We start from the raw sequence: 26,302 nt of genomic DNA, 5'->3' as shown, positions 1-26,302 counted from the left end.
CGCCCCTGCCTGTTACACCACGATGCGCGGACCGGCCGTCAGAACTTGTAGTTCACACGGGCGAACAGCGAAACGCCGAGGTAGTCGTACTGGGTGGCACTCACCGGTACGTTGCCGTAGCGGTTGTAGCCAGCGGCGGCCGATATGGTGTCCGGTTCCTTGTTGAACAGGTTGCGGATACCCATCAGGAACGACCACTTCGGCTGTTCATACTGCACCGATACCGTGTGGTAGGTGCGGCTGTCGGCCTTGGTGTCGACGACGGCGTTGGGATGGCCGAAGTAGGTGTAGCTGCCGGTGGAGGTGAGTGGCGTCAGACGACGGGTGCTGTCGACGAACTCGATGCCCCAGTTGTACGTCCAGTCGCCGCGCTCCAGCGAAGCCGACAGGTTGCCGACGGTCTTCGGACGGCCGATGCCGCCGACGTAGTTGGAGATTGTCGAACCACCCGCCAGCGGACTGTCGAACAGCTGCACCACATCTTCTTTCATGTAGGTGACATTGGATTCCAGCGTCAGCTTGCCGAACGAGAAATCGTCTTCGTAGCGGACCAGCAGGTCATAGCCACGCACCTTCTGCTTGTTGATGTTGACGTAGGTCGCATAGACCTCCTGGATGCCGTTTGGTTCGACCGCAGCATCCGGTGCGTTACGCGTGAACATCGAGCAGAAGTTGTTCGGATACACGTCCGAGCCGTAGCAACTGGCGACGATCGTCTGCGCTTCCAGTTCGCCGATCTGGTCCAACACCTCGATCTCGAAGTAGTCCAGAGCGACACTTATCGGAGCGAATTCCGGGGTCCAGATCAGACCGCCGGTGAAGGCGTTGGAATGTTCCGGTGTCAGGAAGCCCGCACCGCCACCTTGGTAGATGGTGGCCGAACTGGGTGCGCCGTTGTAGTTGTCCGGAATACCTGCTGCACCGCAATTGGCACGGATGTTGGCATTGGAACTTTCGCCCCAGTTGATGCAGGGATCGATCGCTGTCTGACCCAGGAAGGCCGACTGATTGCCCAAGTACAGCTCATACAGGCCCGGAGCACGGTACGAAGTGCCCTTGGTTGCACGCAGGCGCAGCGAGGGCACGATCTGCCAGCCCAGACCGATCTTCCAGACATCGTCGCTGTCGCCTACCGAGTCGTAGTCGAACCAGCGGGTCGAAGCGTTGAACGTCAGCGACTCGACGCCCGGCAGGCCCTTCAGCAGCGGCACTTCGACTTCGGCGAACACTTCCTTCACCGAATCGTCGCCCTTGGTCTGCTGTGCAGAGGACGCGCCCCAAAGGAGACCGTTGACCGAGTAAAAGCCCGGCTGGTCGTCAATGCTGAATTCGCGGTACTCGGCACCGATCGCCGCGCCCACCGCACCTGCAGGCAGGTTGAACAGCTCACCGGTCACCACGCCGGTCACGACCGTCTGGTCGTACACGGTCTTGCCGGTATCCCACACACCAATCAGGCCGACCAGTTCGTCCATCCGGGTGCCATTGAGGAAACCCGGATCGAAGTAATTGATGGTCGGGGCATCTTCACCGTAGTTCCAGTCGCCGGTCTTGGATGCGTCGATCGCCAGATTGCTGTAAGTACCGCTGGAGCGCGAGTACGACGCATTGATGTCCCAGGACCACGTGTCGGCGAACAGGCCGTTGAAGTTGGTGTTGACGTAGTAGTAGTCGACCTTCTGGCTGCTGTTCGAGCGGAAAGGCATGACCGGCTGAGAAACACCGGAGGGTGTTGCGGTATTCCGGAAATCGGGGTCGTTGGCGTAGAAGTAGCCCGAACCACCGACGATGACCGGGAAGAACTGGCGGAAGCCCCTGTACTCGCTTTCGCGACGATTGACCAGGAGTTCGGTCTTCCAGTTCACGTCACCCAGTGAGAAGTCGGTCGACAGGTAACCGCTGAAGCGTTCGAGATCCTGGATGACGTACTGCTCGCCGAAGAAGGGGAAGTTCAGCACGTCGGTGTAGCTGGCCTGCGGCGAGTTCGCGTAGGTCGTGCTTACGCGCGGGCGGTAGCCCGGGATGTTGCCGATGGTCTGGCCGTTCCAGGTAGGCACGTAGCGCGCACCCGTCAGCAGGTCGCTGACGGTGTTCGCGTACAGGTTGCCGCTGGTGCAGCCGCCGAGCGGGGTGCCGGCGAGGATGGAGCGATCCTCGCGGTCGATGCGGTTGCCTTCCTGATCCCACACCAGGTCTTCAGCGCACTTCAGGAAGTCGCGGTCGCCGACAGTCAGCGGAGACTGCTTGTAGTACTCGCCCGCCAGCGTGATGCTGCCGTTGTCGAAGTTCCAGCCGGTCGCGCCGGACAGATTGATCACTTCGCCACCGCCAAAGAATGGGGCGCGGAAGCTCACGGAGATTTCCGGAGAGGTGATGTTCTTGCGGGTAATGACATTGGCCACACCGGCTACGGCATCCGAACCGTAGATCGAGGACGAGCCGTCTTTCAGCAGTTCGATGCGCTGCACGATCGAAGAAGGCAGCACGTTGAGGTCGAACGCGCCCACCTGGCCGCGCGTACCGGCCGGGCCGGGGCGGTGGCCATTGAGCAGGACCAGACTACGGTTCGGGCCAAGGCCGCGCAGCGACAGGGTCTGCGCACCCACGCCACCTTCGGTCACGAATGCGCCGAACTGGTGGCTGATCTGGGTAGCACCTGCAGCGATGCTCGACTTCTGCAGGAACTCGGAGGTTTCAACCTGCCCCAGCGCGATGTTGGTATCAGCGGTGATGACCTGGACCGGTGACACGGAGTCGTATTCGACACGCTTGAGCAGCGAGCCGGTAACCGTGATCTTGTCGAGCTGAACGGCTTCTTTCTTCTCCTCCGGTTCATTCTCGGTTGCCTCGTCCTGTGCCATAGCGTTGCCGCCGTACAGGCAGCCGAGGACGGCGACGAACAAAGGCAACTTCTTGAAGGCAATGCCTTTCTTTGCTTGCTGCATGGTTGAATCCCCTAAGAGTCCCGCTAGATGAGTGCCCCTGCACGTTATGCAGGGGTTAAGCGAGTATATGCACCGTCCGGTTCCCATAGCAACCAAATGTTAGAAACATGTGACACGGGCATAACCGCCTTCCGCGAAGCTGTGCTAAGGGGGGGGCGCGCAATACGCTGGCTTGTCGCACGGGAAACCGCAGATGAGGCCGGATCGGGCATCGGGCCGGTAGCACGCTCGGAGAACGGTGAAAAAAGAAACCCCGCCGGGCGGCGGGGTTCCAATGCGTGGAAGCGTGGGGGTCAGAGTCCGCCCGGCCCGCAATCCTTGGCCAGGAAGTTTTCCATCAGGCCAAGGGCTTGCTGCTGGTGGCGGTAGTACCACGGCATGCTGTGGGGCATGTCGGCGATCAGTTCGAATTTTGCCGGTACCTTGTCCTTGACCGCATCGTAGAAGCCGCGGGCATGGAAGGACGGGGTGCGTACATCGCGATCGCCCACGTACAGCAGTACCGGGACGTTGGCTTTGTCGGTATTGAGCATGGGGTCCATGCCCTTGACGGTCCGGCCTTGCAGGATCCGCTGCAGGCGGTTCTCACTCCATGACCAGCCCAGCTTGGTCAGGTCGGTCACCGGTGCGCCGGAGATTGCGCACTGATAAGGACTGTTGGGGCGGACCACGGCCGCCGCCGCTGCGAAGCCGCCGTAGGAATAACCGAAGATGGCCAGGCGTTCGGGGTCGGCGATGCCCTGCTTGACCAGCCAGTCAGCGCCATCGTCCTTGTCATCCTGCATCTTCTGGCCCCATTCGGCGTCACCGGCCAGCCACAGCTTGCGTCCCAGACCACTGGAGCCGCGGTACTGCGGACGGAGCACGGCGTATCCGCGCGAGGTGAGGAACGGTACCCAGCCCGACGCGTCCCAGCCGCCGTAGTCACGGGCCCAGGGACCTCCGTGCGGATGGATGATGGTGGGCAGCGGGCCATCGCTCTGCTTCCAACCGGCCGGCAGGTCGAGCAGGGCAGGGATGCTCAGGCCGTCACGGGCGGGATAGTTGACCCAGCGCTGCTCTCCAATCTGTTTGGAGTCGATCCAGGGGCGCTCATCGCCTAGGTCAACGACACGCTTGCGATCGATCAACAAGCGATAGCTGGATGCCTGCTGCGCACTTTCGGTGGTGAACAGCACACGCGACAGGTCATTGTTGTAACCCGTGATGGCGACCGTGCGGCCGGGATAGGCCTTCTTCAAGCCGGCGTGGATCGAGGTCAGTTCCGGGTCGACGTACGTCGCCTCCGGTTCCGGACCGTCGACGACAAAGCCGAGCACGCGGTTGAAGTTGCTTGGTTGCGAGCCCAGGATCAGGCGGCTGATCGAGAACTTGGGGTGGGCGAGCAGTGGCTCGCTATCGAACTTGCGCGTTGCAGGGTCATACATCCATGCCTGCACAAGGTCCGAAAACATGTCGGTCAGTACATAGAACTTGCCGGTCTGCTCATCGATGCCGACGATATCGACGGCATTGCGCTGGCTGAGTTTACTGGTCAGAGGCTCGTGCACCTCGAATTCGCCGGCCTTGTTGCGGATGAGGATGCGCTGCTCGTATTCGCCAGGCGAGATCGGTTCCAACTGGCTACGGGTCAGAAGTTCGCCATTGCGCGGATTGAACAGGCCGGGGCTGGTACGGTTGTTGGCGCGGAACAGCAGCTTCGTGTCGTTGGTACGCAGGTTGTAAAGGTAGTAGGCGCCGCTGAGCGACAGGCCGCTGGTCTGCGAAATAATGACGTTGTCCGGATCCAGCGGCAGCGTATGCACCAGATTGGCCGTGCCCGCGATCTCAAGGCAGCGCTTCAGGTCCTCGCCAACACCGAGGCGCCGTGTGTTGTCCGCGAACGCCTCGTCGAACTTCTGCTGTTTGACGTCGGTCAGGTAGGGCTTGACCACGAAGGTCTTGGTCGCGCCCACCGTGCTGCCTTCGCCGCAGCCGCCCAGTTGCCCCGTCCACTCCTGGCGGCCCAGGACGAGTACCCGGTTGGCCTTCATCGCATTGGCGGCGATGAACTTCATCCTGTCGCCGGAGGGCGTGATGACCGAGCCGGCATCCAGATCGTCCAGATTCCAGGTCGCCAGCCCTGTTTCCTGATTGTTGGAGCCGGGCATCGCCACGATGGCAACTAGGTTCTTGCCATCCGTGCTCATGGACACGGACTGGATGTTGGGCAGGCGCGCGAAGGATTCGATCGGAATCGCTTCTCTAGCCGTGGCGTTTCCGGTCATCAAAAGTAATGACGCAACGATCAAATATCCTTTCCCAATCTTCATGGTCTGTTTCGTACCCTGGAGTCTTATGAAATGGCGCCAATGGACGGCTGCAGCTGTCCAGATGATCCGATACTGAACATCTCGTTCAGGCATTGGCTTGCGGGCCAGAGTAGTGCAGCGGGCGCGGACTGGAAAGTCCCTCGGCCTGGAGTATGAGATGATCCGTGCCCGCTCTGCCGATGCGCGCGGTGCTTTCTCGACGCAATGGCACGCACTTTTGCCACGTCCCGAGTAGCTTTTCCATGTCAGTTCGAGCCCACACCGTCCAAGGCGCCCTCACTCCCCACCCCCGCGTCCGCAACGTCATCGCGGTCGGCTCTGGCAAGGGTGGCGTGGGGAAATCCACCACGGCGGTGAACCTGGCCCTGGCGCTGGCCGCCGACGGGGCGCGGGTCGGTGTGCTGGATGCCGACGTCTACGGGCCCAGCGTGCCGGCCATGCTGGGTCTGTCGGGACGGCCGGACAGCCCGGACAACAAATTGATCGAACCGATGCGGGCGTTCGGGGTGGAGGCCATGTCCATCGGGCTTCTGGTGGACCAGGACACCCCCATGATCTGGCGCGGACCGATGGCCACGTCGGCACTGATGCAGTTGTTCAATGACACCCTCTGGGGCGATCTGGACTATCTGCTGATCGACCTGCCGCCGGGTACCGGCGACATCCAGCTGACGCTGGCGCAGAAGATCCCGGTCGCGGGGGCCGTCATCGTGACCACGCCCCAGGACATCGCGACGCTGGACGCCAAGAAGGCGCTGAAGATGTTCGAGAAGGTCGAAGTGCCGGTGCTGGGCATCGTCGAGAACATGGCCGTCCACACCTGTTCGAACTGTGGCCACGTGGAGCACCTGTTCGGCCAGGGCGGTGGCGAGCGGATGGCGGCGCAGTACGGCGTGCCGCTGCTGGGGTCCTTGCCGCTGGACATCGCCATCCGCGAGCAGGGGGATGCGGGGCAGCCTGTCGTCGTGGCCGCACCGGATTCGGCTGCGGCACAGGCCTATCGGCAGACGGCGCGGGTGATGGCGGCGACGCTGGCGCAGCGACCGCGGGCGTCCGTGCCCATCGCCTCTTCGTTGGTTTGACCGGTCAGCCGAAGACGGCGGGCCGGGGCCCGCCCTACAATTCCCCGTCCGCCGCGCGCCGTCCGTGCGGCCTTCGCCCCACCAGACCAGGATTTGCATGAGCATCAAGAGCGACCGTTGGATCCGCCGCATGGCCGAACAGCAGGGCATGATCGAACCGTTCGAGCCGGGACAGGTGAAGCAAGTCAACGGCGAGCGCATCGTCAGCTACGGCACCTCCAGCTATGGCTACGACGTCCGCTGCTCGCGCGAGTTCAAGGTGTTCACCAACATCAATTCCACCATCGTCGACCCGAAGCACTTCGATCCGAAGAGTTTCGTGGACATCGAAGCCGACGAGTGCATCATCCCGCCCAACAGCTTTGCGCTGGCACGCACGGTGGAGTTCTTCCGTATCCCGCGCGACACGCTGGTGGTCTGCCTGGGCAAGAGCACCTACGCGCGCTGCGGCATCATCGTCAACGTCACCCCGCTGGAGCCGGAATGGGAAGGCCACGTGACGCTGGAGTTCAGCAACACCACGCCGCTGCCGGCACGCATCTACGCAAATGAAGGTGTGGCGCAGATGCTGTTCTTCCAGTCCGATGCCGACGACGTCTGCGAGACCAGCTACAAGGACCGTGGCGGCAAGTACCAGGGCCAGACGGGCGTGACGCTGCCGCGAACCTGAGTCTTCCCGCGCACGCATCCCAGGTAAGCAGCGCCACGCCGACGGGCAGGGCTATCCGCGGCATGCCATCGCCTACATCCCGTGCATGGGCTCGATCTACGTGCTGGTGGATGTGCCGATGGTCTTTCGGGACGATCGCCGTTGCCTGCACGACCTCATTGCGGGTACGGGGGTGGCCGTTTCGCGCTGATCAGTGTTCCGCGCCGCCCGGCAGACGCGCGTCCTCACGCACGCGCAGTGCGGCCTGCAAGGCGATACGGAGCGCGCCCGTCGCCGTTTCCACGGCAAGACTCGGTGCACCCGGATGCCTTGCGGCCTGCGCAGGCGAATAGGGCAGGTGGATGAAGCCGGCACGGACGTGGCGCTGCGCGCGCAGCGCATGCATCAGGCCGTAGAACACGTGGTTGCAGACGAAGGTGCCCGCGGTCTGTGAAATCTCGGCGGGAAATCCTGCCTCCTGCAGTGCCTGCCGCATCGCCTTGATCGGTAGCGTGGCGAAGTACGCCGCGGGCCCGCCAGTCACCACGGGGACATCCACCGGCTGCTTCCCGGCGTTGTCGGGGATGCGTGCGTCGTCCACGTTGATCGCGACGCGCTCCAGCGATATCTGCGCGCGTCCGCCGGCCTGGCCCACGCAGACCGCCAGCGCCGGGCGCGTGTCGCGCAGCGCAACCCGCAGCGCCTTCAGGGCGTCTCCGAACGCCACCGGAAGTTCGCGCGCCACCACGCGATGCCCGGCGATGCGCGTGCCATGCAAGGCCGCTACGGCTTGCCAGCTTGGGTTTTCCTGCTCCCCGCCGAAGGCCTGGAAGCCGGTCAGCAGGAGGGTACGGGTGGCGGTCATGTCAGAGCTCGGGAAAACATCGCATCAACGGAAACACAGCCAGGCCATCAGCAGCACGTTGGTGACCATCAGCCACAGTCCGGTGGCGGCCTGCGCGCGGATCACGCCGTACTGGTCGTCCAGCCCCAGCAGCACCGCCGGCACGATGTTGAAATTGGCGGCCATCGGCGTCAGCAGGGTGCCGCAATAACCGGTCAGCATGCCGATCGCCCCCAGGACGGCCGGGTCGGCACCATGCCGTTGCACCAGCAGCGGCAGGCCGATGCCGGCCATCATCACCGGGAATGCGGCAAACGCGTTGCCCATGATCACCGTGAACACCACCATCCCCAGCGCGAAGGCCAGCAGGCAGGCCATGCGGCTGTCGGCGGGAATCACCATCGAGACCAGCGACGCCACGGCTTCGCCCACGCCACTGACGGCGAAGACGCCACCCAGGGTCGCCAGCACCAGGGGCAGGAGTGCCGCCCAGCCCAGTGTGTCCAGCAACCGCCGGCCTTCGTCCGCGGCCCGCAACGGACGCTGGTGCGTCACCGCGACGGCCGCGAGCGCCGATACCGTGCAGGCCAATGCCAGCCCGGTCAGGGTGAGGCCGGCGGAGGCGAACAGAGGCGTTCCGGCGAGCGAAAGATGCGGACCCGCCAACACCACCAGGATGGTCAGCGCAGGAATCAGCAGCGCGGGGAGGAACAAGCGATGCCCCAGTCGCAGCGCGGACGCGAGGCGCTCCGATTCCGGCGCTTCGTCCTGGGGTTCGCGGCGCATGCGCGTGGCCAGCAGAGCGAGCGCGATCACCGCGGCACCGGCCAGCTGCGCGGGCAGCGCGTCGCCGGCCTTGCTGGCGCGCACTACGTGTCCTCCGCCCGCGAACAGCAACGCGATCAGTCCCCAGAACGCGGCGTGCGCGTACCGGTGCTGGCGGAGGTTCCTCCAGCCGGCGTAGGCCAGGAAGGCCGCCAACAGCAGGTAGAACTGGTCAATCGACAGCATCGCTGCGCTCCGTCGCCGGCACGGCCTTGCGATCCAGCCGGCGCTGGAACAGCACGATGCGCACCGCATGGATGACGAACGCGGCGATCGCCGTCGGCAGCGCCCACAATGCGATCTGCAGCGGCTCCAGCGCGATGCCGTGCTGGGCATAGAAGCCCTGGATCAGCAGCACCGCGCCGAAGGCCAGGAACACGTCCTCGCCGAAGAAACGGCCGATGTTGTCGGTGGCGGCGGCCATCGCATGCACGCGTTGCGCTTCCTCGCGCTGCAAGGGCGCACGGGTCTTTTCCGCGGCCGATTCAGCCATCGGGGCCAGCAGCGGGCGCACGGTCTGCGCGTGGCCGGCGATGTCGATCAACCCCACCATGCTGAGCCCCTGGCGCACCAGCAGGTAGCCCGCCAGCAGCCGCGACAGTGTCAGCCCGCGCAGTCCCGCGATCCAGCGCAAGGCATGCTCGCGCAGCCCCGCACGTTCCAGCAGCCCGATGGTGGGCAGGGTCAGCGCGAACATCAGCAAGGCGCGATTGGAGACGAAACTCTCCCCCAGCAACGCCAACAGGTCGGGGATCGACTTGCCGGCGGCAACGCCGCTGATCAGGCCTGCGCTGACCACCACGATCACCGGGTTGAAGCGCAGCACGAAGCCGAGGACCACCACCACGATGCCCAGCAACGGCCAATAGTTCATGCGTGACGCTCCATGCTGCGGACCGCGAAACCGGCGGCCTCGATGGCCTGACGCAGTGCGCGCGCGAAAGCCGCGGCATCGGCGCGGTCGCCATGCAGGCAGATGCTGTCGGCCTGCAGCGGCACGGCAGGCCCGGTGCGCGAGATCACGTCGCCCTGCCGCAGCATCCGCGCGACCTGCGCTACCGACGCGTCGATGGACGGCAGGCATGCATCCGCATGCGTGCGCGGCGTCAGGCTGCCATCGGATTCGTAGCGACGCTCGGCGAAGGCTTCATGCGCCACCTTCAATCCCAGTCCTTCACCGGCGGCGGTGAGCCTGCTGCCGGAAAGTCCGTACAGCACCAGTCCCGGGTCATGGTCATGCACGGCCTGCGCGATGGCGCCTGCGAGTGCCGCATCGTGCGCAGCCTGGTTGTACAGCGCGCCATGCGGCTTGACGTGATGCAGGCGCCCGCCGGCGGCACGCACGAAACCATCCAGTGCCGCGATCTGGTACAGGGTGAGCGCGTACGCGGCGGCGGGTTCGATCGCGTGCGGAATGCGGCCGAAGTTGTCGCGATCCGCGTGCGAAGGGTGCGCGCCGATCGCCACGCCGCCTGCCAGGCACAGCGCCACCGTCCGTTGCATGGTGTCCGGCGACCCGGCATGGAAGCCGCAGGCGATGCTGGCCGAACTGATGAAGGGCAGGAGCGCGGCGTCATCCCCGCAGTCCTCGCCCAGGTCGCAATTGAAATCGATGTCGCGCGTTGCGTGCATGCGATGAGCGTACCCCAGCCTTACAGGCGTTGCGCGATGGCCAGCCGCAATCGCGCCAGCCGGTGCTGGTACCCGAGCGCGAGTGCGCGGGCTTGCCGCAGTTCGATGGGCTCGAAGTGGACCGATTCGCCGGGTCGCAGCTGTGCCGCCCGGCCCAGGTCGCAGGCGATCACATGGCCCAGCCGTGGGTAACCGCCCACCGTCTGTGCATCGGCGAGCAACAGGATCGGTTGCCCGTCGGGAGGAAGTTGCAGCGTGCCCACCGCCACCGGCTCGGAGACGCCACTGCCGTCCTGCGCTTCGAGCGGTGCCCCGTCCAGTCGAAGGCCCTGCCGGTTGCTGTTCGGATGGACACGCCAGCGCTGCGTGCCGAGCGCCGACGCTGCAGCGTGATGCAACGGGACATAGCGAAGCACGTGCCGATCCACGGTCCACGGATCGTCGGGATCTATCCACCAGGCGGGAAACCGCGGCTGCGAGGCGGCATCATGTGTGCTGCCGGCAGGCAACAGGTCGCCAGCACGCAAGGCACGCCCTTCATGACCGCCGAAGCCCCCACGCAGGTCGGTGCTGCGGCTGCCCAGTGTCGGCGCGACATCCATGCCGCCGGTCATTGCCAGCCAGGCGCGCGCGCCGTCGCGTACCGCGCCGAGCGTCAGTTCCCCGGCGGGGACTCGGATCGGGCGGCCCATCGGCAACGGCACGTCGTTCCACGAGGCACGCACGTGTGCACCGACCAGCGCGATGTCGGCAGGCCGGGGCAGGCGAAGGCGTGGCCCCCGCAGCACGATTTCCAGCCCCGCGCAGGATTCCGCGTTGCCGACCAGCCGATTGGCCAATGCGAGCGCGGACGGGTCCAGTGCGCCAGCGCGTGCCACGCCCAGGTGACGCCAGCCGGTGCGCCCCTGGTCCTGCACGGTGGTCTGTACGCCCGGCGACAACACTTCCCAGCGGCTCATGGCTCGCCCGCCAGTGCGGCGAAGGCGTGTGCATCGATCGGTACGAAACGGACTTCATCACCGGGCAGCAGCAGCGAGGGCGCCTCGCGCCGTGCATCGAACAAGGTCAGCGGCGTGCGCCCGAACAGGCGCCAGCCGCCGGGCCCCGCATGCGGATAGATGCCGGTCTGCGCGCCGCCCACGGCCACGGAACCGGCCGGCACCCGTGCGCGCGGTGTCGCCAGCCGCGGCAGCGCGAGCGCCGGATCCAGCCCCAGCAGGTACGGGAATCCCGGCGCGAAGCCGAGCATCGCGACGCGATAGCGCGGCGCGCTGTGGCGTGCGATCAGCTCGGTTTCCTCCAGCCCCAGTTCACGCGCGGCCGTCGCGAGGTCCTCGCCGAAGCCAGCGCCGTAGCACACCGGGATGTCGTGGAGTGTGGGTGTCGCGTTCCCGAGGGGCGCCGGCGGGTCCACCCTGGCGGTCACGGCTTCCGCGATCACGGCATGGGGATCGTCGCCCGGCATGCAGGTGCTGTCGAAAAACACGCCGAGGCTGGCATAGGCCGGCACCAGGTCGCGCAACCATGCGGGTGATAGGGAACGCAGGTGACGGGCCAGGGCGTGCACACGCTGATTGGTGGCGTCGTCGATGCCATCGCCGAAGCGCAGCAGCAGCGCATCATCGCCCAGCCGTTCGATCTGGGGGCCGCTCATCGCAGCCGGTGCTGCCAGCGCGCGACTTCATCAGCCAACGCGCCGGGGGTGTGCCGGACCATCGCGCCGCTGCCCCACACCGGTCCTGGCCATGCCGCATCACCGTCATGCCGTCCGACCAGATGGACATGCAGTTGCCGCACGATGTTGCCGAGCGCGCCGATGTTGAGTTTCTGCACGCCGTCCTGCGCGCGGATCAGGTTGCCCGCCTGGTTGATTTCCGCCAGCAGCAGGCGCTGTTGGCCGCCGTCCAGCTCCAGCCATTCGGTGACGTCGGCGACGCGCGGCACCAGCACCAGCCAGGGGAAGCGGGTGTCGTCCATCAGCCGCACCTGCGACAGCGGGCCGTCGGCGATGAAAACACTGTCGGCGGCCAATCGCGGGTCGAGGACGAAGTCGCTCATGAAAGATGGGTCCTGAAGAAATCGAGCGTGCGCTGGCGCGCGATCTGTGCACTGGCGGGATCATAGTCGGCCCGCAGGTCGCAGTTGAACCCGTGTCCGGCGGGATAGGTGTGAACCGCCATCTGCGGTAGCGCGTCGCGATGCGCCTGCACCATGTCCGGCGGGATGGAGGCATCCTGTTCGCCGAAGTGGAACATCACCGCCGCCTGCGGCGTCTCATCCAGGAACGGCAGGTTGCGCGCGCCGTAGTAGCTGACCGACGGCAGGCCCAGCCGCAGCGCGGCGAGCAGCGCGACGGTGCCGCCCCAGCAATAGCCCACGGTGCCGACCCTGCCGTGGCCCGCCAGCGCATCAGCCGCGGCGCGGGTGATGTCCGACGCGCGTTCCAGGCCCAATGCAGTGATCAGGGCCTTGCCGCGCGCGATGCCATCGGCGTCGTAGTCCAGTTCCACGCCGAGCTCGACCGGGTCGAAGTAGGCTGGTGCCAGCGCGACATAGCCCTCGCGCGCAAATCCTTCGGCCACGGTGCGGATATGCGGATTGACGCCGAAGATCTCCTGCACCACGACCAGTGCACCGCGCGGTGGGCCCTCGGGATCGGCCCGCCAGGCGTGGATGCGGCCGTGCGGGGATTCGAAAGGCAGCCACTGGCCCATGCGCGGGGTCCGTTCGTGAGGGCAGGACAGTGTAGGCGCCGCCCGGTAGAGCGGTGTGCAGGGAGCACCGCCTGAACGGTCCGGCCCGGCCTACCGATGCCCGGGGGCTATAATCCGCGCCCCGTACACGCCGCCGCCGTACTCCCATGTCCCTGCAGAACCCCAAGGTGGGCTTCGTCAGCCTCGGCTGCCCGAAGGCCCTGGTCGACTCCGAACGCATCCTCACCCAGCTCCGCGTGGAGGGATACGACATCGTGCCGACCTACGACGCGGCGGACGTGGTGGTGGTGAACACCTGCGGCTTCATCGATTCCGCGGTGGCCGAATCGCTGGACGCCATCGGCGAGGCGATGAACCAGAACGGCAAGGTCATCGTCACCGGTTGCCTGGGCAAGCGCCCGGAGCAGATCCGCGAGCAGTACCCCGACGTGCTGGCGATCAGCGGTCCGCAGGACTACCAGAGCGTGATGGAAGCGCTGCACGAAGCGCTGCCGCCGAAGCACGACCCCTTCGTCGACCTGGTGCCGGACTACGGCATCAAGCTGACGCCGCGGCATTACGCCTATCTGAAGATCTCCGAAGGCTGCAACCACCGGTGCAGCTTCTGCATCATCCCGTCGATGCGTGGCGATCTGGTGTCGCGCCCGGTCGATGACGTGCTGCGCGAGGCCGAGCGCCTGGTGCGCGGAGGGGTGAAGGAATTGCTGGTGGTCTCGCAGGACACCTCCGCCTACGGCGTGGACGTGAAGTACGCCGAGCGCGAATGGCGCGGCAAGGCGTACCAGACGCGGATGAAGGCACTGTGCGAAGGGCTGGGCGAACTCGATGCCTGGGTACGCCTGCACTACGTGTACCCGTATCCGCACGTCGACGACGTGGTTCCGCTGATGGCCGAGAACAAAGTGCTGCCGTACCTGGACATCCCGTTCCAGCATGCCAGCCCGCGCATCCTCAAGCTGATGAAGCGCCCCGGCGCCGTCGACAAGACGCTGGAGCGGGTGAAGCGCTGGCGTTCCATCTGCCCCGACATCACCCTGCGCTCGACCTTCATCGTTGGCTTCCCGGGTGAGACGGACCAGGAGTTCGAGGAGCTGTTGCAGTTCCTCGACGAAGCGCAATTGGATCGCGTCGGTGCATTCGCCTATTCGCCGGTCGAAGGCGCCGCCGCGAACCTGCTGCCGGATCCGGTGCCGGAAGAGGTCAAGCAGGAGCGCCTGGCGCGCTTCATGGAGAAGCAGGCGGAGATCTCCGCCGCGCGTCTGGAGGCCAAGATCGGCACCGTGCAGCAGTGCCTGGTGGACCTGATCGAGGACGACATCGCCGTGGCGCGCTCGAAGGCCGATGCGCCGGAGATCGACGGCCTGGTGCACATCCAGAATGGCGGCGAGCTGGGTTTGCGCGTCGGCCAGTTCGTCGACGTGGAGATCACCGAAAGCGACGAGCACGACCTGATCGGTGATGCCATCGCCGGAACGGCGGGCACGCCGCTCGATCTCAAGGTGCTGTGACCGCGCCCACGACAGGAGCACACGCGGGCACTGGCCGGCGTCGTTTCGTCGCCCCCTTGCGTGAACAGGTGGATGCCGCGCGTTTCCGGCATCCCTTGTTCGAGGGCTTTGGCGAATATCTGGACCTGGTGACGGCCGCACGATGGCCCGATATCGAGGACCTCAATGCGCGGATGCCGCTCTCGGGGCCTCGCTTCGTGATGCAGGACGCGGCCTTGCTCGCCGACGGGTTGCACTACGAGGCACGCATCGCGCAGGGGCGCATCGCCACGCGGGCGGAGAACTGGCATGACCTGTTCAACGCGATGGTCTGGATGCGTCATCCGATCCTCAAACAAGCGCTCAACCGGCAGCAGTGCCGCGAAGTCGCGCGATGGGGCACGCGAGAGCGCGGTCCTGCGCAGCAGGCCCTCACCCAGTTCGATGAAAGCGGTGTCATCGTGCAGCTGCGCGACACCAGCCTGCTCGACCTGTGGGACCGGCACGACTGGCAGGCCCTGTTCCATGCGAATGCCGGGCGCTGGCGCGACGGTGGCATCGCGGTGGTGGCGGTGGTCGGTCACGCGTTGATGGAGCAGGCGTTGGTGCCGGGACGCCTGCTGGTCGGCAAGTGCCTGGTGGTGCCCGGTGATCTGGCCGACGGTGTCGCGCACGTGGCCGAATCGATGGCGGCGGGTGCGACCCTCGCCGCGCCGTCAGAGCTTCGTCCGTTGCCCCTGGCAGGCATCCCCGGGTGGCACGCGGAACAGTGCGAGGCGTTCTACGCGCAGGCGGACTACTTCAGGCCGCTGCGGGAGCGTCGCGTGTATCCGCGGCCCTGGTGAGCATCAGCCCGCGTAGCTGACATCCACCAGCACGAAGCGGGTGATGCCGCCGGGCAATTCGACCGAGAATTCATCGTCGATGCGTTTCTTCAGAAGCGCACGCGCCAGCGGCGAATCGATGCTGATCCAGCCGCGCACGGGGTCGGTTTCGTCGGGACCGACGATGCGATAGCGCGAGCTCTCGCCGCTGGCGAGGTTCTCCAGTTCCACCGTCGCGCCGAAGAACACCGCCTCCGGATCGCTGGGCGCGGTGTCGACCACCCGCAGCGCTTCCAGCCGCTTGCTCAGGTAGCGCACGCGACGGTCGATTTCGCCCAGCTGCTTCTTGCGGTAGGTGTACTCGGCGTTTTCCGAGCGGTCGCCTTCGGCCGCGGCGGTGGCCAGGGCTTTGACCACCTCCGGACGACGCGCGCGCCACAGATCGTCCAGTTCCGCCTTCAGGCGGTCATGGCCCTCGCGGGTGATCAGGGCGGTGCTTTTCTCGCCCGGCGGGCGCCAGCGCGACACCTCAGCGATCCCCGGCGGTGTCCGCGCGCCGCAGCGTGCGCCCGCGCGGGTCTTCGACCGGTTCGATGCAACTGCCCAAGGTCAGCACCAGCAGGTCGTCGTCATGGATGGCGAATTCCTGCGTCGGCTGGTCATCGTCCGGCGTGAGCTGCACGCAGGTGCCATTCCACGTCACCGACCAGCGGCCGGCACGTGCCGGTGCGGCGTGCAGGTCGTCCTGGCAGTGCGCCTGCAGGGTGTAGCGTCCGTCGGCGCGCAGGTCCAGCAACACGTTCTGCATCACGCAGCCGGTGGACGGCAGGCTGCCGAAGAACGGACCGGCGAAGGCCGCCGGTGTCGGGCTGGCGGCCGAAGCCGCCAGCGACACGGCGACGCCCGGCACGACGAAAAGCCGTTTCATGCGCATGCGATCAGCGTCGACCGCCGAAGATGCTGCCCAGGATGCCGCGCACGATCTGGTTGCCCAGCTTGGTGCCGATGGTGCGCGTGGTCTGCTTGGCCATCGTCTCGATCATGCCCTGGCGACGCTTGGTGCCGAACACCGCGTCCTTCACCGTCTGGCCGAAGCCGCCGGCATCCGGATCGTCCTTCTCTGTCTTCGCGGCAGGCGCATTCGCGGCCTCCATCGTCGACTCCGCACGCTTGGCCAGCATTTCGGCGGCGGATTCGCGGTCGATGGCGGTGTCGTACTTCCCGCCCACGGGACTGCCGTTGCGCACCTGCTGCCGCTCGGCCTCGCTGATCGCACCCATGCGGCAGCGCGGCGGCGACACCATCGTCTGCTGCACGGGCGAGGGGATGCCCTTCTCCTGCAGCGTCGAAACCAGCGCTTCGCCCGTGCCCAGTTTGGAGATGGCCTGGGCCACGTCCAGCTTCGGGTTCGGCACGAACGTTTCGGCGGCGGTTTTCACCGCCTTCTGGTCGCGCGGGGTGAAGGCGCGCAATGCATGCTGCACGCGATTGCCCAGCTGGCCGAGGATGTTGTCGGGCACGTCGTCGGGGAACTGCGAACAGAAATACACGCCTACACCCTTCGAGCGGATCAGGCGCACGACCTGTTCGATGCGTTGCTGCAGGGCGGCCGGCGCATCGTCGAACAGCAGATGCGCTTCGTCGAAGACGAACACCAGCTTGGGCTTGTCCAGGTCGCCGACTTCCGGCAGCGTCTCGAACAGCTCCGACAGCAGCCACAGCAGGAAGCTGGAATACAGGCGCGGCTTCAGGATCAGCTGGTCCGCGGCCAGGATGCCGATCACGCCGCGGCCGTCGGTGTTCGTGCGCATCAGGTCGGCCAGTTCCAGCGCGGGTTCACCGAAGAACATCTCGCCGCCTTCCTGCTCAAGCCGCAGCAGCGCGCGCTGGATGGCGCCGACCGACTGCGTGCTGACCAGGCCATAGCTGGTGGAAATGTCCTTGCGCTCGGCGGCGACCAGGCCGAGCAGCGCGCGCAGGTCTTCCAGGTCGAGCAGCAACAGGCCGCGGTCGTCGGCCAGCTTGAACACGATGTCCAGCACGCCGCTCTGCGTGTCGTTGAGTTCGAGGATGCGGGAGAGCAGGGTGGGGCCCATCTCGCTGACCGTGGTGCGGACGGGGTGGCCCAGCTTGCCGTACAGGTCCCAGAAGATCACCGGATTGGTGCCCGGCGCGTAGTCGGTGATGCCGATGTCCTTCGCGCGCTGCATGACGCGTTCGCTGCCATCGCCTGCGGCGGCCAGGCCGGCCACGTCGCCCTTCACGTCGGCCATGAACACCGGCACGCCCATCCGCGAGAAGCCTTCGGCCAGCGTCATCAGGGTGACCGTCTTTCCGGTGCCGGTGGCGCCGGCCACCAGGCCGTGGCGATTGCCGAACTTCGGTTGCAGCGTGACCGGAATGTCGTCCGTGACGCCCTTGCCCAGCAGGATGGGATCCATGTTCAACCTCGCGTGATGATGCCCGGATTCTAGCGGCTGGATGCTGCATCCGGGGAAACGTTCCATGACGCGCGACCTTGCCCGGGGTGCACGGCGGGGGCTACCCTCCCGACTCACACTCTGGATGCTCACCTGATGTCGTTTGCGGTTCCTGCCTGTCTGCGCCACTGGCCCGTTGCGGCCGTCCTTTCCCTGCTGCTGGTCTCGCCTGTTTCACTGGCCCAACGGGTGTCCGCGCGTGACCGCGCTGCTGCTGAGGCGCTCGAACAGCGCATGGCCGCCGCCGAGAAGCGCTACCGCGATGGCCTGGTGCTGGTGGCCAACAGCGATCCGCGCGGCGCAACTGAGAGCGACGCGGCGCTGGAGGACATGGAGGACGTGCTGGACGCCTGCATCAAGCAGCGCGGCTGCCAGGTGCCCACCTTGCTGGCAACGTACAAGCGGCTGCTCAAGGGCAACGCCGATGCGCAGGGTGAAGATGATGCGGGCGAGGGCGACGCGATCGATGCGCTGGACGACGGCACCGACCACGCCATCGCAGCGGGCGCCCCGGTGCCGGAGACGGCGCGCACCGCGGCGTTGCTCAACGACCAGCGGCATGCATTCGATCGCATGGTGGAGTACAACCCGGCGGTCCAGGCCGGCATCCGCCGCTGGCTGACCGACATGCGCCCGGCGTTGATCGACAGCTTCGAGAATTACCAGAACATGCGCTCGGACCTGTACCCCGCTTGGGAGCGAAGCGGCCTGCCGGAAGCATTGCTGTTCGGCATCATGGCCAAGGAATCCAACGGGCGCGTGCATTCCACCTCGCGCGCGGGTGCGGCCGGGCCGATGCAGTTCATGTTCCACACCGGCGCCCGCTTCGGGTTGGGCCGCGATGCCAGCGGCTTCGATACGCGTTATGACCCGTATGCCTCCGGGCAGGCCAGCGCGGCCTACATGAACGAGCGTATGCGAGGACTGAACAACAACATCGAACTGGCGTTGGCCGCCTACAACGGTGGCGAAGGGCGCGCGGCGCGCGTCTATCGCGAAAACCCCGGCCTCGGCTTCTGGGATGACGTGGTCTACCGGCAATTCCCGGGCGAGACGCGGGACTACGTGCCGATGGTGATCGCGGCGGCGTGGCTGTTCCTGCACCCCCGCCAGTACGGGCTCGAGTTCCCGAAGGTCAGTGCGCAGGCGGCCCCGCTGAAACTCGCTCGTGATGCATCCATCTACGAGTTGACCATCTGCCTGGGCAATGGCGGTACGCGCGAGGGTTACATGCGCACGCTGCGCAACCTCAATCCTCGTTACCAGGCGGAAAGCTGGATCCCGGCCGGCACCACGCTGAAAGCCAATGCGCGCATCGTGGGCCTCTACAACCGCCATTGCGTCAGCGGTCCCCGTGCCGAACTGGCCCGCACGCTGGTCAATGCCGATCCTGCCGCCGCGATCCGGCGCGCGCTGCCAACGGGCAGTGTCGCGGTCGGCGACGTGACGCCGGTGGCGGGCGTACCGACCACGGTCGCCACCGGAGAACCCCAGGCGGCGGAACCCAAGAAAGAGCAGACGCGCGAGTACCGCGTTGCCAAGGGCGATACGCTGGGCCGTATTTCGCAGCGCTTCCAGTGCGACCTCAAGAAGCTTGCGCGGGCGAACAAATTGAAGGCGCCAGCGTACGCGGTGCGCCCGGGCCAGGAGTTGAAGTTGGAGAGCTGCGGGAAGTAGCGTGCGCTATGCGCACGACATCGCGATGCCGGCAGGATTGAGGTCGTGCGCATAGCGCACGCTACGGTTCGCCGGCGTCTAAGGTATCGATGTCGCGGGTTGCACGCCAATTGCCGTCATAGGCGCCCGCATGGACATGTCGGGAGAAACTGGAATAGGGCCACGCTGCGGGAGCATCCGCGTGGCCGTGCCGGACGGGATTGAAGTGGATGTAGTCGACATGCCGATGCAGGTCATCGGTGTCGCGTATGAGATGTTCCCAATAGCGTCGTTGCCATAGCCCGCTTTCGCGACGCGCGACCATCGAACAGGAGCGCGCCATCGGCGGCAGTTCAGCCAGTTGGGATGTCCTGCGCTTGATGATCGACCAGCGTCGTGGATAGTCCGTATCGCCCTCTGGAAGTGTCCAGATCACATGAAGGTGGTCCGGCAGAATGACCCAGGCCGGCATCGAGAATGGCAGCGTTTGCTGAACTTCGCGCATTGCCGTGCCGAAGGCCGAGATCACGCGCGGGTCTGTCAGCAGGGGGCGCCGTCCTGCGGCGACGACGGTAAAGAACCAGGTCGCGCCTGGCGTGAATACGCGTCGAAAACTCGCCATCCTTGGCCGCCTTTTGGAGAGAACAGGCGGCCATGATGCGATTCATTTTTCGTCGGCGCCATTAACAATGCCCGCCGGATGGCGAGTATGGCGTCTGTGCGCCTCAGCGCGTCGAAGAGATGCATCGTGCAGTCGTGCGCATGGCGCACGCTACGGTTCAGGAGGGCGGTCCACGTAGCGTGCGCTGCGCGCACGACCATGGGATGCCTGGAGAGCTTGTGCACGTGTGATGCATCGTGCGGTCGTGCGCATGGCGCACGCTATCTGTTACCGCAGTCGGGCGAGAGCCTGACCTAATCGCACCGGTGATTCGGCTTTCAGATTCGGCGCCAGTTCCGCCACACCCGGCGGCAACAGCACGATCACCGTCGAGCCGTAGTTGAATCTCGCCATCTCCGCGAACCGCTCCAGCGTGATGCCCTTGCCCCGGTAATCCTTGCGCGTGACCGCGGTGCCGTAGGCAGGAATCTCTTCGCCGCTCCACACCGTTTCCACACCCGAAACAAGCAACGCGCCCACCATCACCGACACCATCGGGCCGAAATCGGTGTCGAAATGGCAGACCAGCCGTTCATTGCGCGCGAACAGGCGCGGCACGTTGGCCACCGCATCCGTGCCGACACTGAAGAGACGGCCGGGCACGTGCACGGTCTCGCGGAGCGTGCCGGTCCACGGCATATGCACGCGGTGGTAGTCGCGCGGCGACAGGTAGACCGTGGCGAACAAGCCGTTGCGGAACGGCTCCGCTGCCGCGGCATCGCCGAGCAGTTCGGCCGCGGTGAACGACTGGCCCTTGGCCTGGAAGATGCGCCCGTGCTCGATGGGGCCACACTGGCTGATGTGGCCGTCGGCCGGCATCAGCAGCGCGCGCGGATCGGAATCGGCGACGCGTGCGCCCGGCTTCAGCGCGCGGGTGAAGAAGGCATTGAAGCTGGGGTAGGCGCGCGGGTCGGGTTCGGCCGCCTCGCCGAGGTCGACATTGAACTTCCTCGTCACCGTGTCGATCAGCCAGCGGCTGGTGCCGGGCGAGGTGGAATACGCCAACCGGCGTGCCAGCGACGACAGGAACCGGTGCGGCAGGACGTACGTCAGCGAGGTCAGCAGGCTCATTTCGTCGACGCCTCGGTCAGCGCGCGCATGTCCGCTGCGATCGCCTTCGGCTGGAACGGCGGTCGGATCAGGCCGGCCAGGCGGCCCTGCGGGTCCAGCACGCCGATCGCCGAGGAGTGGTCCATGCTGTAGTCGTTCGGGTTCTGCTCGAAGCCGTCACCGGGCACTTTCATGAAGACGAAGCCGAGCGACTTGGCGAAGTTCTCCAGCGTCGGGACATCGGCCGTGGCGGCCATCGTGTCGGGATGGAAGGCGTGGGCGTACTCGCCGATGCGGGTGGGCGTGTCGCGTTCCGGGTCGACCGAGACGAACAGCACGCGCGGGCGGGTGGAGTCGGGCAGGTCCTTCCACTGCGCCTGCGCCTGGGCCAGTTCGGCCAGCGTGGTCGGGCAAACGTCCGGGCAGAAGGTGAAGCCCAGGAAGACCAGCGTCCAATGACCCTTCAGCTCGCCGTCGGCCAGTTGGGTGCCGTCCGACTGGCGCAGCGAGAAGGGCGGCAGCGGACGCGCCTGCGGGAACAGGGTCACCGTCTGCGTGGCCGGCCATTGGGTGGCGGGCGTGACCGGGCCGAAGAACGTCTGTGCGGCCAGCAGGCCCAGGCCGGCGGCGAGCGCCAGGATGAGGATGAGGCCGATCTTCTTGTTGAACATGCGGTGGGGTTCCCACGAGGAGGAGGGCGCAGCCGGTGGGCTGGGGCCGCATGGGCGCGGCGTGAAGGCGACCATGATACCGGGGCAGCCCCTATAATCGGCGGCCTTCGCCGTTCCGGCGTCTTCACAAGCCTTGCCATGACCGCCGACGTCGCCGCCGAACTGCACACCATCATCGATCTGATCCGCTACGGCGCCAGCCGTTTCAACGCCGCCGGCCTGACCTTCGGCCACAGCTACGACAACGCGCTGGACGAGGCCTCCCATCTGGTGCTGCACACGCTGCACCTGCCGCCGGACCTGGGCCCGGCGTACGGACAGGCGCGCGTCACCAGCGCGGAAAAGGCAGAGGTGCTGGCGCTGGTCGAGCGTCGCGTCAACGAGCACATCCCGGTCGCCTACCTGACCGGCGAGGCCTGGTTCGCTGGGCTCAGCTTCAAGAGCGATGCGCGCGCGCTGGTGCCGCGTTCGCCGATCGCCGAACTGATCGAAGCCGGTTTCGAGCCCTGGTTGGGAGGGCGTGAAGTGAACCATGCACTCGACCTGTGCACCGGCTCCGGCTGCATCGCCATCGCGATGGGCCACTACAACCCGGACTGGCAGGTCGACGGCGTCGACATCAGCGACGACGCGCTGGCGCTGTCGGCCGAGAACAAGGCACGCCTGCTGGCCGACAACGTGCAATTCCTCAAGTCGGACCTGTTCGCCGGCCTTACCGGCAAGCATTACGACCTGATCGTCACCAATCCGCCCTACGTCACCAACGACGAGACCGATGCGCTGCCGAGGGAGTATTCCTACGAGCCGGAACTCGGCCTGCGCGCTGGCGACGATGGTCTGGATCTGGTGCTGAAGATCCTGCGCGACGCGCCGCTGCACCTGAGCCAGGACGGCCTGCTGATCTGCGAGGTGGGCGAGTCCGAGCGCGCGCTGGTCAAGCTGCTGCCGGACGTCGAGTTCGCCTGGATCGAGTTCAAGGTGGGGCAGATGGGCATCTTCGCCGTCGAGTGCGCCGAGCTGATCCGCCACAACGCCCGCATCACCGAACTCGCCGCCGCGCGAAAATAAGGCCGCGCGCCTCGTGCGAACGTCCGCAGCGGTTGCGCCTGCAACCGTCGCGGCCGGCGTTGGCGCGCTGCACAATAGGGTGGCCGGCATGCGATGCTTCACGCCCCGGCACGGGTAGTTCCACAGCGGAGCGACGCTTGAGCAGCAACAGTTTCGGAAAACTCCTCACGGTCACCACGTTCGGCGAATCGCACGGGCCGGCCATCGGCTGTGTGGTCGACGGCTGCCCGCCCGGGCTGGAGATCGCACCGGAGGAGTTCCGTCACGACCTGGAACGCCGTGCCACCGGCAAGTCGCGGCATACGTCCGCACGCCGCGAGGCCGATGAGGTCGAGATCCTCAGCGGGGTGTACGAAGGCCGTACTACCGGCACGCCGATCGCGCTGCTGATCCGCAACACCGACCAGCGCAGCAAGGACTACACCGACATCGCGCGGCAGTTCCGTCCGGGGCACGCGGACTACACGTACTGGCAGAAGTACGGCATCCGCGATCCGCGTGGCGGCGGACGTTCGTCGGCGCGCGAGACCACCATGCGCGTGGCGGCCGGCGTGATCGCCAAGAAGTGGTTGCTGCAGCGGCATGGCGTGACCGTGCGCGGTTACCTGTCGCAGCTTGGCCCGATCGTGCCGGAAGGCTTCGACTGGAGCGCGGTGGAAGACAACCCGTTCTTCTGGCCGCATGCCGCGCAGGTGCCCGCGCTGGAAACCTACATGGACGCGCTGCGCAAGTCGGGTGATTCCATCGGCGCGCGCGTCAATGTGGTCGCCGACGGCGTGCCCGGCGGCTGGGGCGAGCCGATCTACGGCAAGCTCGACGGCGACCTCGCCGCGGCGCTGATGAGCATCAACGCCGTGAAGGGCGTGGAGATCGGCGACGGTTTCGCGGCGGTCACCCAGAAGGGCACGGAACACCGCGACCTGATGACGCCGGACGGCTTCCTGTCCAACCACGCCGGCGGCATCCTCGGCGGCATTTCCACCGGCCAGCAGGTCACTGCATCGATCGTGTTGAAGCCCACCTCCAGCCTGCGCCTGCCGGGCGCGACGGTGGATGTGGACGGCAACACCGTCGAGGTCATCACCACCGGCCGCCATGACCCCTGCGTCGGCATCCGGGCCACGCCCATCGCCGAAGCGATGATGGCGCTGGTGCTGATGGACCAGGCGCTGCGCCATCGCGCGCAATGCGGCGACGTGGGCGATGTACCGCCGTACGTTCCCGGCAGCGTCGATGGCTGAGCCGCGGCCGCGCGTCTGGGTGTCGCAGCCGCTGTTCGACGATATCGTCGCGCGGCTGGCGGCGCATTTCGACGTGCGATCGACGAGCCATGTCACCGAGTACACACCGCACGTCATCGCCGATGCGCTGCGCGACAGCGCGGGTGCGCTGGTCACGCTGAACGAGCGGATCGGCGCGGAGGAAATCGCCGCTGCCTCGTCGCTGCGCGCCATCGCCAACGTCGGCGTGGGCTACAACAACCTTGACGTCGATGCGCTGACGCAGGCCGGTATCGTCGCCACCAATACCCCCGACGTGCTGACCGAGACCACGGCCGACTTCGGCTTCGCGCTGCTGATGGCCACCGCGCGACGCATCACCGAGGCCGAACGCTGGCTGCGTGAAGGCCAGTGGCAGCAGTGGTCGTTCGGCACGCTGCTCGGCGCCGACCTGCACGGCAGCACGCTGGGCATCGTCGGCATGGGCCGGATCGGGCAGGGCATCGCCCGCCGTGCGCGCGGCTTCGGCATGCGCGTGCTGTACCACAACCGCAGCCGCGTTCCGGACACGGTGGAGCGGGAATGCGGTGCGAGCTACGCGGGTTTCGACGAGCTGCTCGCCCAGTCCGACCACGTGGTCCTGGTGCTGCCGTACTCGCCGCAGGTACATCACCTGGTCGATGCCGCGGCACTGGCGAAGATGAAGCCCACCGCCACGCTGGTGAATATCGCGCGGGGCGGCATCATCGACGAACTCGCGCTGGCCGATGCGCTGGCGAACGGCCGCCTCGCCGCCGCTGGGCTGGACGTGTACGAAGGCGAGCCTGCCGTGCGCCCGGAACTGCTCGCGCTGCGCAACGTGGTGCTGACGCCGCACATCGCCAGCGCCAGCCTGGCTACGCGCCGCGCGATGGTGTCACTGGCGGTGGACAACCTGATTGCCGCGCTGGGCGAAGGCCCGCAGGCCGGCCGTCCGCCGACGCCCGTGAATCCCGACGCGCTGGCCGCCCCCGCGAAAACCACCATCGCCAAACGACAGGGAGCCTGAGGCACGCCCGCAGGTTCCCCGAACACAGCCAACACGTGTCTGCTGTCTTCATTCCCTTCTTCGCGAAAACCCATCCATGAGCAACCAGAACCGAACCTTCAACGTCGCCGTCGTGGGCGCCACCGGCGCCGTCGGCGAAACCATGTTGTCCATTCTTGCCGAGCGCAACTTCCCCGTCGGCAAGCTCGTCGCACTGGCCTCGGAGCGCTCCGCCGGCAGCACGGTCGAGTTCAACGGCGAGAAGATCACCGTGCAGGACCTGGCCACCTTCGATCCGGCCGGCATCGACATCGCGCTGTTCTCCGCGGGCGGCGGCATTTCCAAGGAATTCGCACCCAAGTTCGCTGCGGCCGGCGCCGTCGTCATCGACAACTCTTCGGCGTTCCGCTACGACGCCGATATCCCGCTGGTCGTCAGCGAAGTGAATCCGGAGCAGGTGCAGAACCGTCCGCGCGGCATCATCGCCAATCCGAACTGCTCGACCATGCAGATGCTGGTGGCGCTGGCGCCGATCCACCGCAAGTACGGCATCGAGCGCATCAACGTGGCGACCTACCAGTCCGTATCCGGTGCCGGCCGTTCGGCGCTGGAAGAGCTCGGTCGCCAGACCGGCGCGCTGCTCAACTTCCAGGACCCGGATCCGCAGCGCTTCCCCGTGCAGATCGCCTTCAACCTGATCCCGCATATCGACGAGTTCCTCGACAACGGCTTCACCAAGGAGGAGATGAAACTGGTGTGGGAGACGCGCAAGATCCTCGGCGACGAGAGCATCCAGGTGAATCCGACCGCCGTGCGCGTGCCCGTGTTCTATGGCCACTCCGAAGCCGTCGCCATCGAGACTCGCGACAAGGTCACCGCCGCCGAAGCGCGCGCGCTGCTTGAAGCCGCGCCGGGCATCGAAGTCGTCGATGACCGTGCGCCGGGCGGCTATCCCACGCCCGTCACCCATGCCTCCGGCACCGATGCCGTCTACGTCGGCCGCATCCGCGAGGACATCTCGCATCCGCGCGGGCTGAACCTGTGGATCGTGTCCGACAACATCCGCAAGGGCGCGGCCCTGAATGCCGTACAGGTAGCGGAACTGGTGGCGAAAAACGGCTGACCGGCTATAGTCGTGGCCGGGAAACATGGGGA

25 protein-coding genes are annotated in these 26,302 nt (G+C 66.3%); 9 read left to right on the top strand and 16 right to left on the bottom strand.

Annotated elements, in window-relative coordinates; translation table 11 throughout:
• Positions 1-38: 38 nt before the first annotated feature.
• Positions 39-2,945 (bottom strand): TonB-dependent receptor plug domain-containing protein, encoded by a 2,907-nt coding sequence (locus OY559_RS12855; protein ID WP_277726632.1) that lies wholly within the window; start codon positions 2,943-2,945, stop codon positions 39-41.
• A 293-nt stretch (positions 2,946-3,238) separates the two neighbouring features.
• Positions 3,239-5,257 (bottom strand): alpha/beta hydrolase family protein, encoded by a 2,019-nt coding sequence (locus OY559_RS12850; protein ID WP_277726631.1) that lies wholly within the window; start codon positions 5,255-5,257, stop codon positions 3,239-3,241.
• A 242-nt stretch (positions 5,258-5,499) separates the two neighbouring features.
• Between OY559_RS12850 and apbC the strand changes: the two genes are divergently transcribed.
• Entirely contained in the window at positions 5,500-6,339 is an 840-nt protein-coding gene (gene apbC, locus OY559_RS12845) for an iron-sulfur cluster carrier protein ApbC (protein WP_277726630.1), read from the top strand.
• Between the two features lie 97 nt (positions 6,340-6,436).
• Positions 6,437-7,009, top strand: a complete 573-nt coding sequence (dcd, locus tag OY559_RS12840) for a dCTP deaminase (RefSeq protein WP_062353420.1) — start codon at positions 6,437-6,439, stop codon at positions 7,007-7,009.
• Between the two features lie 190 nt (positions 7,010-7,199).
• On the opposite strand, the gene pcp is transcribed toward dcd, so the two are convergent.
• From pcp to OY559_RS12800, 8 genes are read right to left on the bottom strand one after another with little or no spacing between them, the layout of a single operon-like run.
• Complete coding sequence (pcp, locus tag OY559_RS12835; RefSeq protein ID WP_277726629.1) at positions 7,200-7,853, bottom strand: pyroglutamyl-peptidase I; 654 nt, start codon at positions 7,851-7,853, stop codon at positions 7,200-7,202.
• 24 nt (positions 7,854-7,877) lie between these two features.
• Positions 7,878-8,843: a 5-oxoproline transporter, DUF979 family subunit gene (locus OY559_RS12830; RefSeq protein ID WP_277726628.1), complete on the bottom strand. Its 966-nt coding sequence runs from the start codon at positions 8,841-8,843 to the stop codon at positions 7,878-7,880.
• Complete coding sequence (locus tag OY559_RS12825; protein WP_277726627.1) at positions 8,830-9,531, bottom strand: DUF969 domain-containing protein; 702 nt, start codon at positions 9,529-9,531, stop codon at positions 8,830-8,832. Before OY559_RS12825 ends, OY559_RS12830 begins: the two co-directional genes overlap by 14 nt.
• Complete coding sequence (locus OY559_RS12820; RefSeq protein WP_277726626.1) at positions 9,528-10,289, bottom strand: 5-oxoprolinase subunit PxpA; 762 nt, start codon at positions 10,287-10,289, stop codon at positions 9,528-9,530. Before OY559_RS12820 ends, OY559_RS12825 begins: the two co-directional genes overlap by 4 nt.
• A gap of 20 nt (positions 10,290-10,309) precedes the next feature.
• Positions 10,310-11,248 carry a 5-oxoprolinase subunit C family protein gene (locus OY559_RS12815; protein ID WP_277726625.1) on the bottom strand — a complete coding sequence of 313 codons (939 nt, stop codon included), beginning with the start codon at positions 11,246-11,248 and terminating at the stop codon, positions 10,310-10,312.
• Entirely contained in the window at positions 11,245-11,943 is a 699-nt protein-coding gene (gene pxpB / locus OY559_RS12810; RefSeq protein ID WP_277726624.1) for a 5-oxoprolinase subunit PxpB, read from the bottom strand. Before pxpB ends, OY559_RS12815 begins: the two co-directional genes overlap by 4 nt.
• Positions 11,940-12,347 (bottom strand): HIT domain-containing protein, encoded by a 408-nt coding sequence (locus tag OY559_RS12805; RefSeq protein WP_277726623.1) that lies wholly within the window; start codon positions 12,345-12,347, stop codon positions 11,940-11,942. The genes pxpB and OY559_RS12805 overlap by 4 nt, the downstream gene beginning before the upstream one ends.
• Positions 12,344-13,003: a dienelactone hydrolase family protein gene (locus tag OY559_RS12800; protein WP_277726622.1), complete on the bottom strand. Its 660-nt coding sequence runs from the start codon at positions 13,001-13,003 to the stop codon at positions 12,344-12,346. Before OY559_RS12800 ends, OY559_RS12805 begins: the two co-directional genes overlap by 4 nt.
• Positions 13,004-13,149: 146 nt before the next feature.
• Here OY559_RS12800 and rimO point away from each other — a divergent pair, with 146 nt between their 5' ends.
• Together rimO and OY559_RS12790 are read left to right on the top strand one after the other, a co-directional pair.
• A complete protein-coding gene (gene rimO / locus OY559_RS12795; protein ID WP_277726621.1) occupies positions 13,150-14,511 on the top strand; it encodes a 30S ribosomal protein S12 methylthiotransferase RimO in 1,362 nt (453 codons plus the stop codon).
• A complete protein-coding gene (locus tag OY559_RS12790; protein WP_277726620.1) occupies positions 14,508-15,335 on the top strand; it encodes a DUF3025 domain-containing protein in 828 nt (275 codons plus the stop codon). The genes rimO and OY559_RS12790 overlap by 4 nt, the downstream gene beginning before the upstream one ends.
• A 3-nt stretch (positions 15,336-15,338) precedes the next feature.
• Here OY559_RS12790 and greB read toward each other — a convergent pair whose 3' ends face one another.
• From greB to OY559_RS12775, 3 genes are read right to left on the bottom strand one after another with little or no spacing between them, the layout of a single operon-like run.
• Positions 15,339-15,842 carry a transcription elongation factor GreB gene (greB, locus tag OY559_RS12785; protein WP_277726619.1) on the bottom strand — a complete coding sequence of 168 codons (504 nt, stop codon included), beginning with the start codon at positions 15,840-15,842 and terminating at the stop codon, positions 15,339-15,341.
• 1 nt (position 15,843) lies between these two features.
• Entirely contained in the window at positions 15,844-16,242 is a 399-nt protein-coding gene (locus OY559_RS12780) for a copper resistance protein NlpE N-terminal domain-containing protein (protein WP_277726618.1), read from the bottom strand.
• Between the two features lie 10 nt (positions 16,243-16,252).
• Positions 16,253-17,755, bottom strand: a complete 1,503-nt coding sequence (locus tag OY559_RS12775; protein WP_277726617.1) for a helicase HerA-like domain-containing protein — start codon at positions 17,753-17,755, stop codon at positions 16,253-16,255.
• 135 nt (positions 17,756-17,890) lie between these two features.
• Here OY559_RS12775 and OY559_RS12770 point away from each other — a divergent pair, with 135 nt between their 5' ends.
• Complete coding sequence (locus tag OY559_RS12770; protein ID WP_277726616.1) at positions 17,891-19,471, top strand: transglycosylase SLT domain-containing protein; 1,581 nt, start codon at positions 17,891-17,893, stop codon at positions 19,469-19,471.
• A gap of 61 nt (positions 19,472-19,532) precedes the next feature.
• Here the strand turns inward: OY559_RS12770 and OY559_RS12765 are convergent, their stop codons facing one another.
• The 3 genes from OY559_RS12765 to OY559_RS12755 all read right to left on the bottom strand — a co-directional run bounded on the left by OY559_RS12765 (position 19,533) and on the right by OY559_RS12755 (position 21,832).
• Positions 19,533-19,979, bottom strand: a complete 447-nt coding sequence (locus OY559_RS12765; protein WP_277726615.1) for an REP-associated tyrosine transposase — start codon at positions 19,977-19,979, stop codon at positions 19,533-19,535.
• 360 nt (positions 19,980-20,339) lie between these two features.
• On the bottom strand, positions 20,340-21,182 hold the full coding sequence (gene asd / locus OY559_RS12760) for an archaetidylserine decarboxylase (RefSeq protein ID WP_277726614.1): 843 nt from the start codon (positions 21,180-21,182) through the stop codon (positions 20,340-20,342).
• A complete protein-coding gene (locus OY559_RS12755) occupies positions 21,179-21,832 on the bottom strand; it encodes an SCO family protein (RefSeq protein ID WP_277726613.1) in 654 nt (217 codons plus the stop codon). The genes asd and OY559_RS12755 overlap by 4 nt, the downstream gene beginning before the upstream one ends.
• Before the next feature lie 138 nt (positions 21,833-21,970).
• On the opposite strand from OY559_RS12755, the gene prmB reads away from it, so the two are divergent.
• The 4 genes from prmB (at position 21,971) to OY559_RS12735 (ending at position 26,270) form a co-directional block, all read left to right on the top strand.
• A complete protein-coding gene (gene prmB / locus OY559_RS12750; RefSeq protein WP_277726612.1) occupies positions 21,971-22,900 on the top strand; it encodes a 50S ribosomal protein L3 N(5)-glutamine methyltransferase in 930 nt (309 codons plus the stop codon).
• A gap of 137 nt (positions 22,901-23,037) precedes the next feature.
• Positions 23,038-24,141 carry a chorismate synthase gene (gene aroC, locus OY559_RS12745; RefSeq protein WP_277726611.1) on the top strand — a complete coding sequence of 368 codons (1,104 nt, stop codon included), beginning with the start codon at positions 23,038-23,040 and terminating at the stop codon, positions 24,139-24,141.
• Complete coding sequence (locus tag OY559_RS12740) at positions 24,134-25,168, top strand: 2-hydroxyacid dehydrogenase (RefSeq protein ID WP_277726610.1); 1,035 nt, start codon at positions 24,134-24,136, stop codon at positions 25,166-25,168. Before aroC ends, OY559_RS12740 begins: the two co-directional genes overlap by 8 nt.
• Before the next feature lie 76 nt (positions 25,169-25,244).
• Entirely contained in the window at positions 25,245-26,270 is a 1,026-nt protein-coding gene (locus OY559_RS12735) for an aspartate-semialdehyde dehydrogenase (RefSeq protein WP_277726609.1), read from the top strand.
• Positions 26,271-26,302: the final 32 nt, after the last annotated feature.

Origin of the sequence: Pseudoxanthomonas sp. SE1 (assembly GCF_029542205.1) — a bacterium.
Classification (GTDB): Bacteria; Pseudomonadota; Gammaproteobacteria; order Xanthomonadales; family Xanthomonadaceae; genus Pseudoxanthomonas_A.
The sequence above is the reverse complement of the archived record's forward strand: the minus strand, read 5'-3'. Positions and strand labels throughout refer to the sequence as shown.

Bases quoted from the DNA above. Each gene is read 5' to 3' on its own strand.
- OY559_RS12855 (WP_277726632.1), bottom strand. From the start codon at position 2,945: ATGCAGCAAGCAAAGAAAGGCATTGCCTTCAAGAAGTTGCCTTTGTTC.
- OY559_RS12850 (WP_277726631.1), bottom strand. From the start codon at position 5,257: ATGAAGATTGGGAAAGGATATTTGATCGTTGCGTCATTACTTTTGATG.
- apbC (WP_277726630.1), top strand. From the start codon at position 5,500: ATGTCAGTTCGAGCCCACACCGTCCAAGGCGCCCTCACTCCCCACCCC.
- dcd (WP_062353420.1), top strand. From the start codon at position 6,437: ATGAGCATCAAGAGCGACCGTTGGATCCGCCGCATGGCCGAACAGCAG.
- pcp (WP_277726629.1), bottom strand. From the start codon at position 7,853: ATGACCGCCACCCGTACCCTCCTGCTGACCGGCTTCCAGGCCTTCGGC.
- OY559_RS12830 (WP_277726628.1), bottom strand. From the start codon at position 8,843: ATGCTGTCGATTGACCAGTTCTACCTGCTGTTGGCGGCCTTCCTGGCC.
- OY559_RS12825 (WP_277726627.1), bottom strand. From the start codon at position 9,531: ATGAACTATTGGCCGTTGCTGGGCATCGTGGTGGTGGTCCTCGGCTTC.
- OY559_RS12820 (WP_277726626.1), bottom strand. From the start codon at position 10,289: ATGCACGCAACGCGCGACATCGATTTCAATTGCGACCTGGGCGAGGAC.
- OY559_RS12815 (WP_277726625.1), bottom strand. From the start codon at position 11,248: ATGAGCCGCTGGGAAGTGTTGTCGCCGGGCGTACAGACCACCGTGCAG.
- pxpB (WP_277726624.1), bottom strand. From the start codon at position 11,943: ATGAGCGGCCCCCAGATCGAACGGCTGGGCGATGATGCGCTGCTGCTG.
- OY559_RS12805 (WP_277726623.1), bottom strand. From the start codon at position 12,347: ATGAGCGACTTCGTCCTCGACCCGCGATTGGCCGCCGACAGTGTTTTC.
- OY559_RS12800 (WP_277726622.1), bottom strand. From the start codon at position 13,003: ATGGGCCAGTGGCTGCCTTTCGAATCCCCGCACGGCCGCATCCACGCC.
- rimO (WP_277726621.1), top strand. From the start codon at position 13,150: ATGTCCCTGCAGAACCCCAAGGTGGGCTTCGTCAGCCTCGGCTGCCCG.
- OY559_RS12780 (WP_277726618.1), bottom strand. From the start codon at position 16,242: ATGAAACGGCTTTTCGTCGTGCCGGGCGTCGCCGTGTCGCTGGCGGCT.
- OY559_RS12775 (WP_277726617.1), bottom strand. From the start codon at position 17,755: ATGGATCCCATCCTGCTGGGCAAGGGCGTCACGGACGACATTCCGGTC.
- OY559_RS12770 (WP_277726616.1), top strand. From the start codon at position 17,891: ATGTCGTTTGCGGTTCCTGCCTGTCTGCGCCACTGGCCCGTTGCGGCC.
- asd (WP_277726614.1), bottom strand. From the start codon at position 21,182: ATGAGCCTGCTGACCTCGCTGACGTACGTCCTGCCGCACCGGTTCCTG.
- OY559_RS12755 (WP_277726613.1), bottom strand. From the start codon at position 21,832: ATGTTCAACAAGAAGATCGGCCTCATCCTCATCCTGGCGCTCGCCGCC.
- prmB (WP_277726612.1), top strand. From the start codon at position 21,971: ATGACCGCCGACGTCGCCGCCGAACTGCACACCATCATCGATCTGATC.
- OY559_RS12740 (WP_277726610.1), top strand. From the start codon at position 24,134: ATGGCTGAGCCGCGGCCGCGCGTCTGGGTGTCGCAGCCGCTGTTCGAC.
- OY559_RS12735 (WP_277726609.1), top strand. From the start codon at position 25,245: ATGAGCAACCAGAACCGAACCTTCAACGTCGCCGTCGTGGGCGCCACC.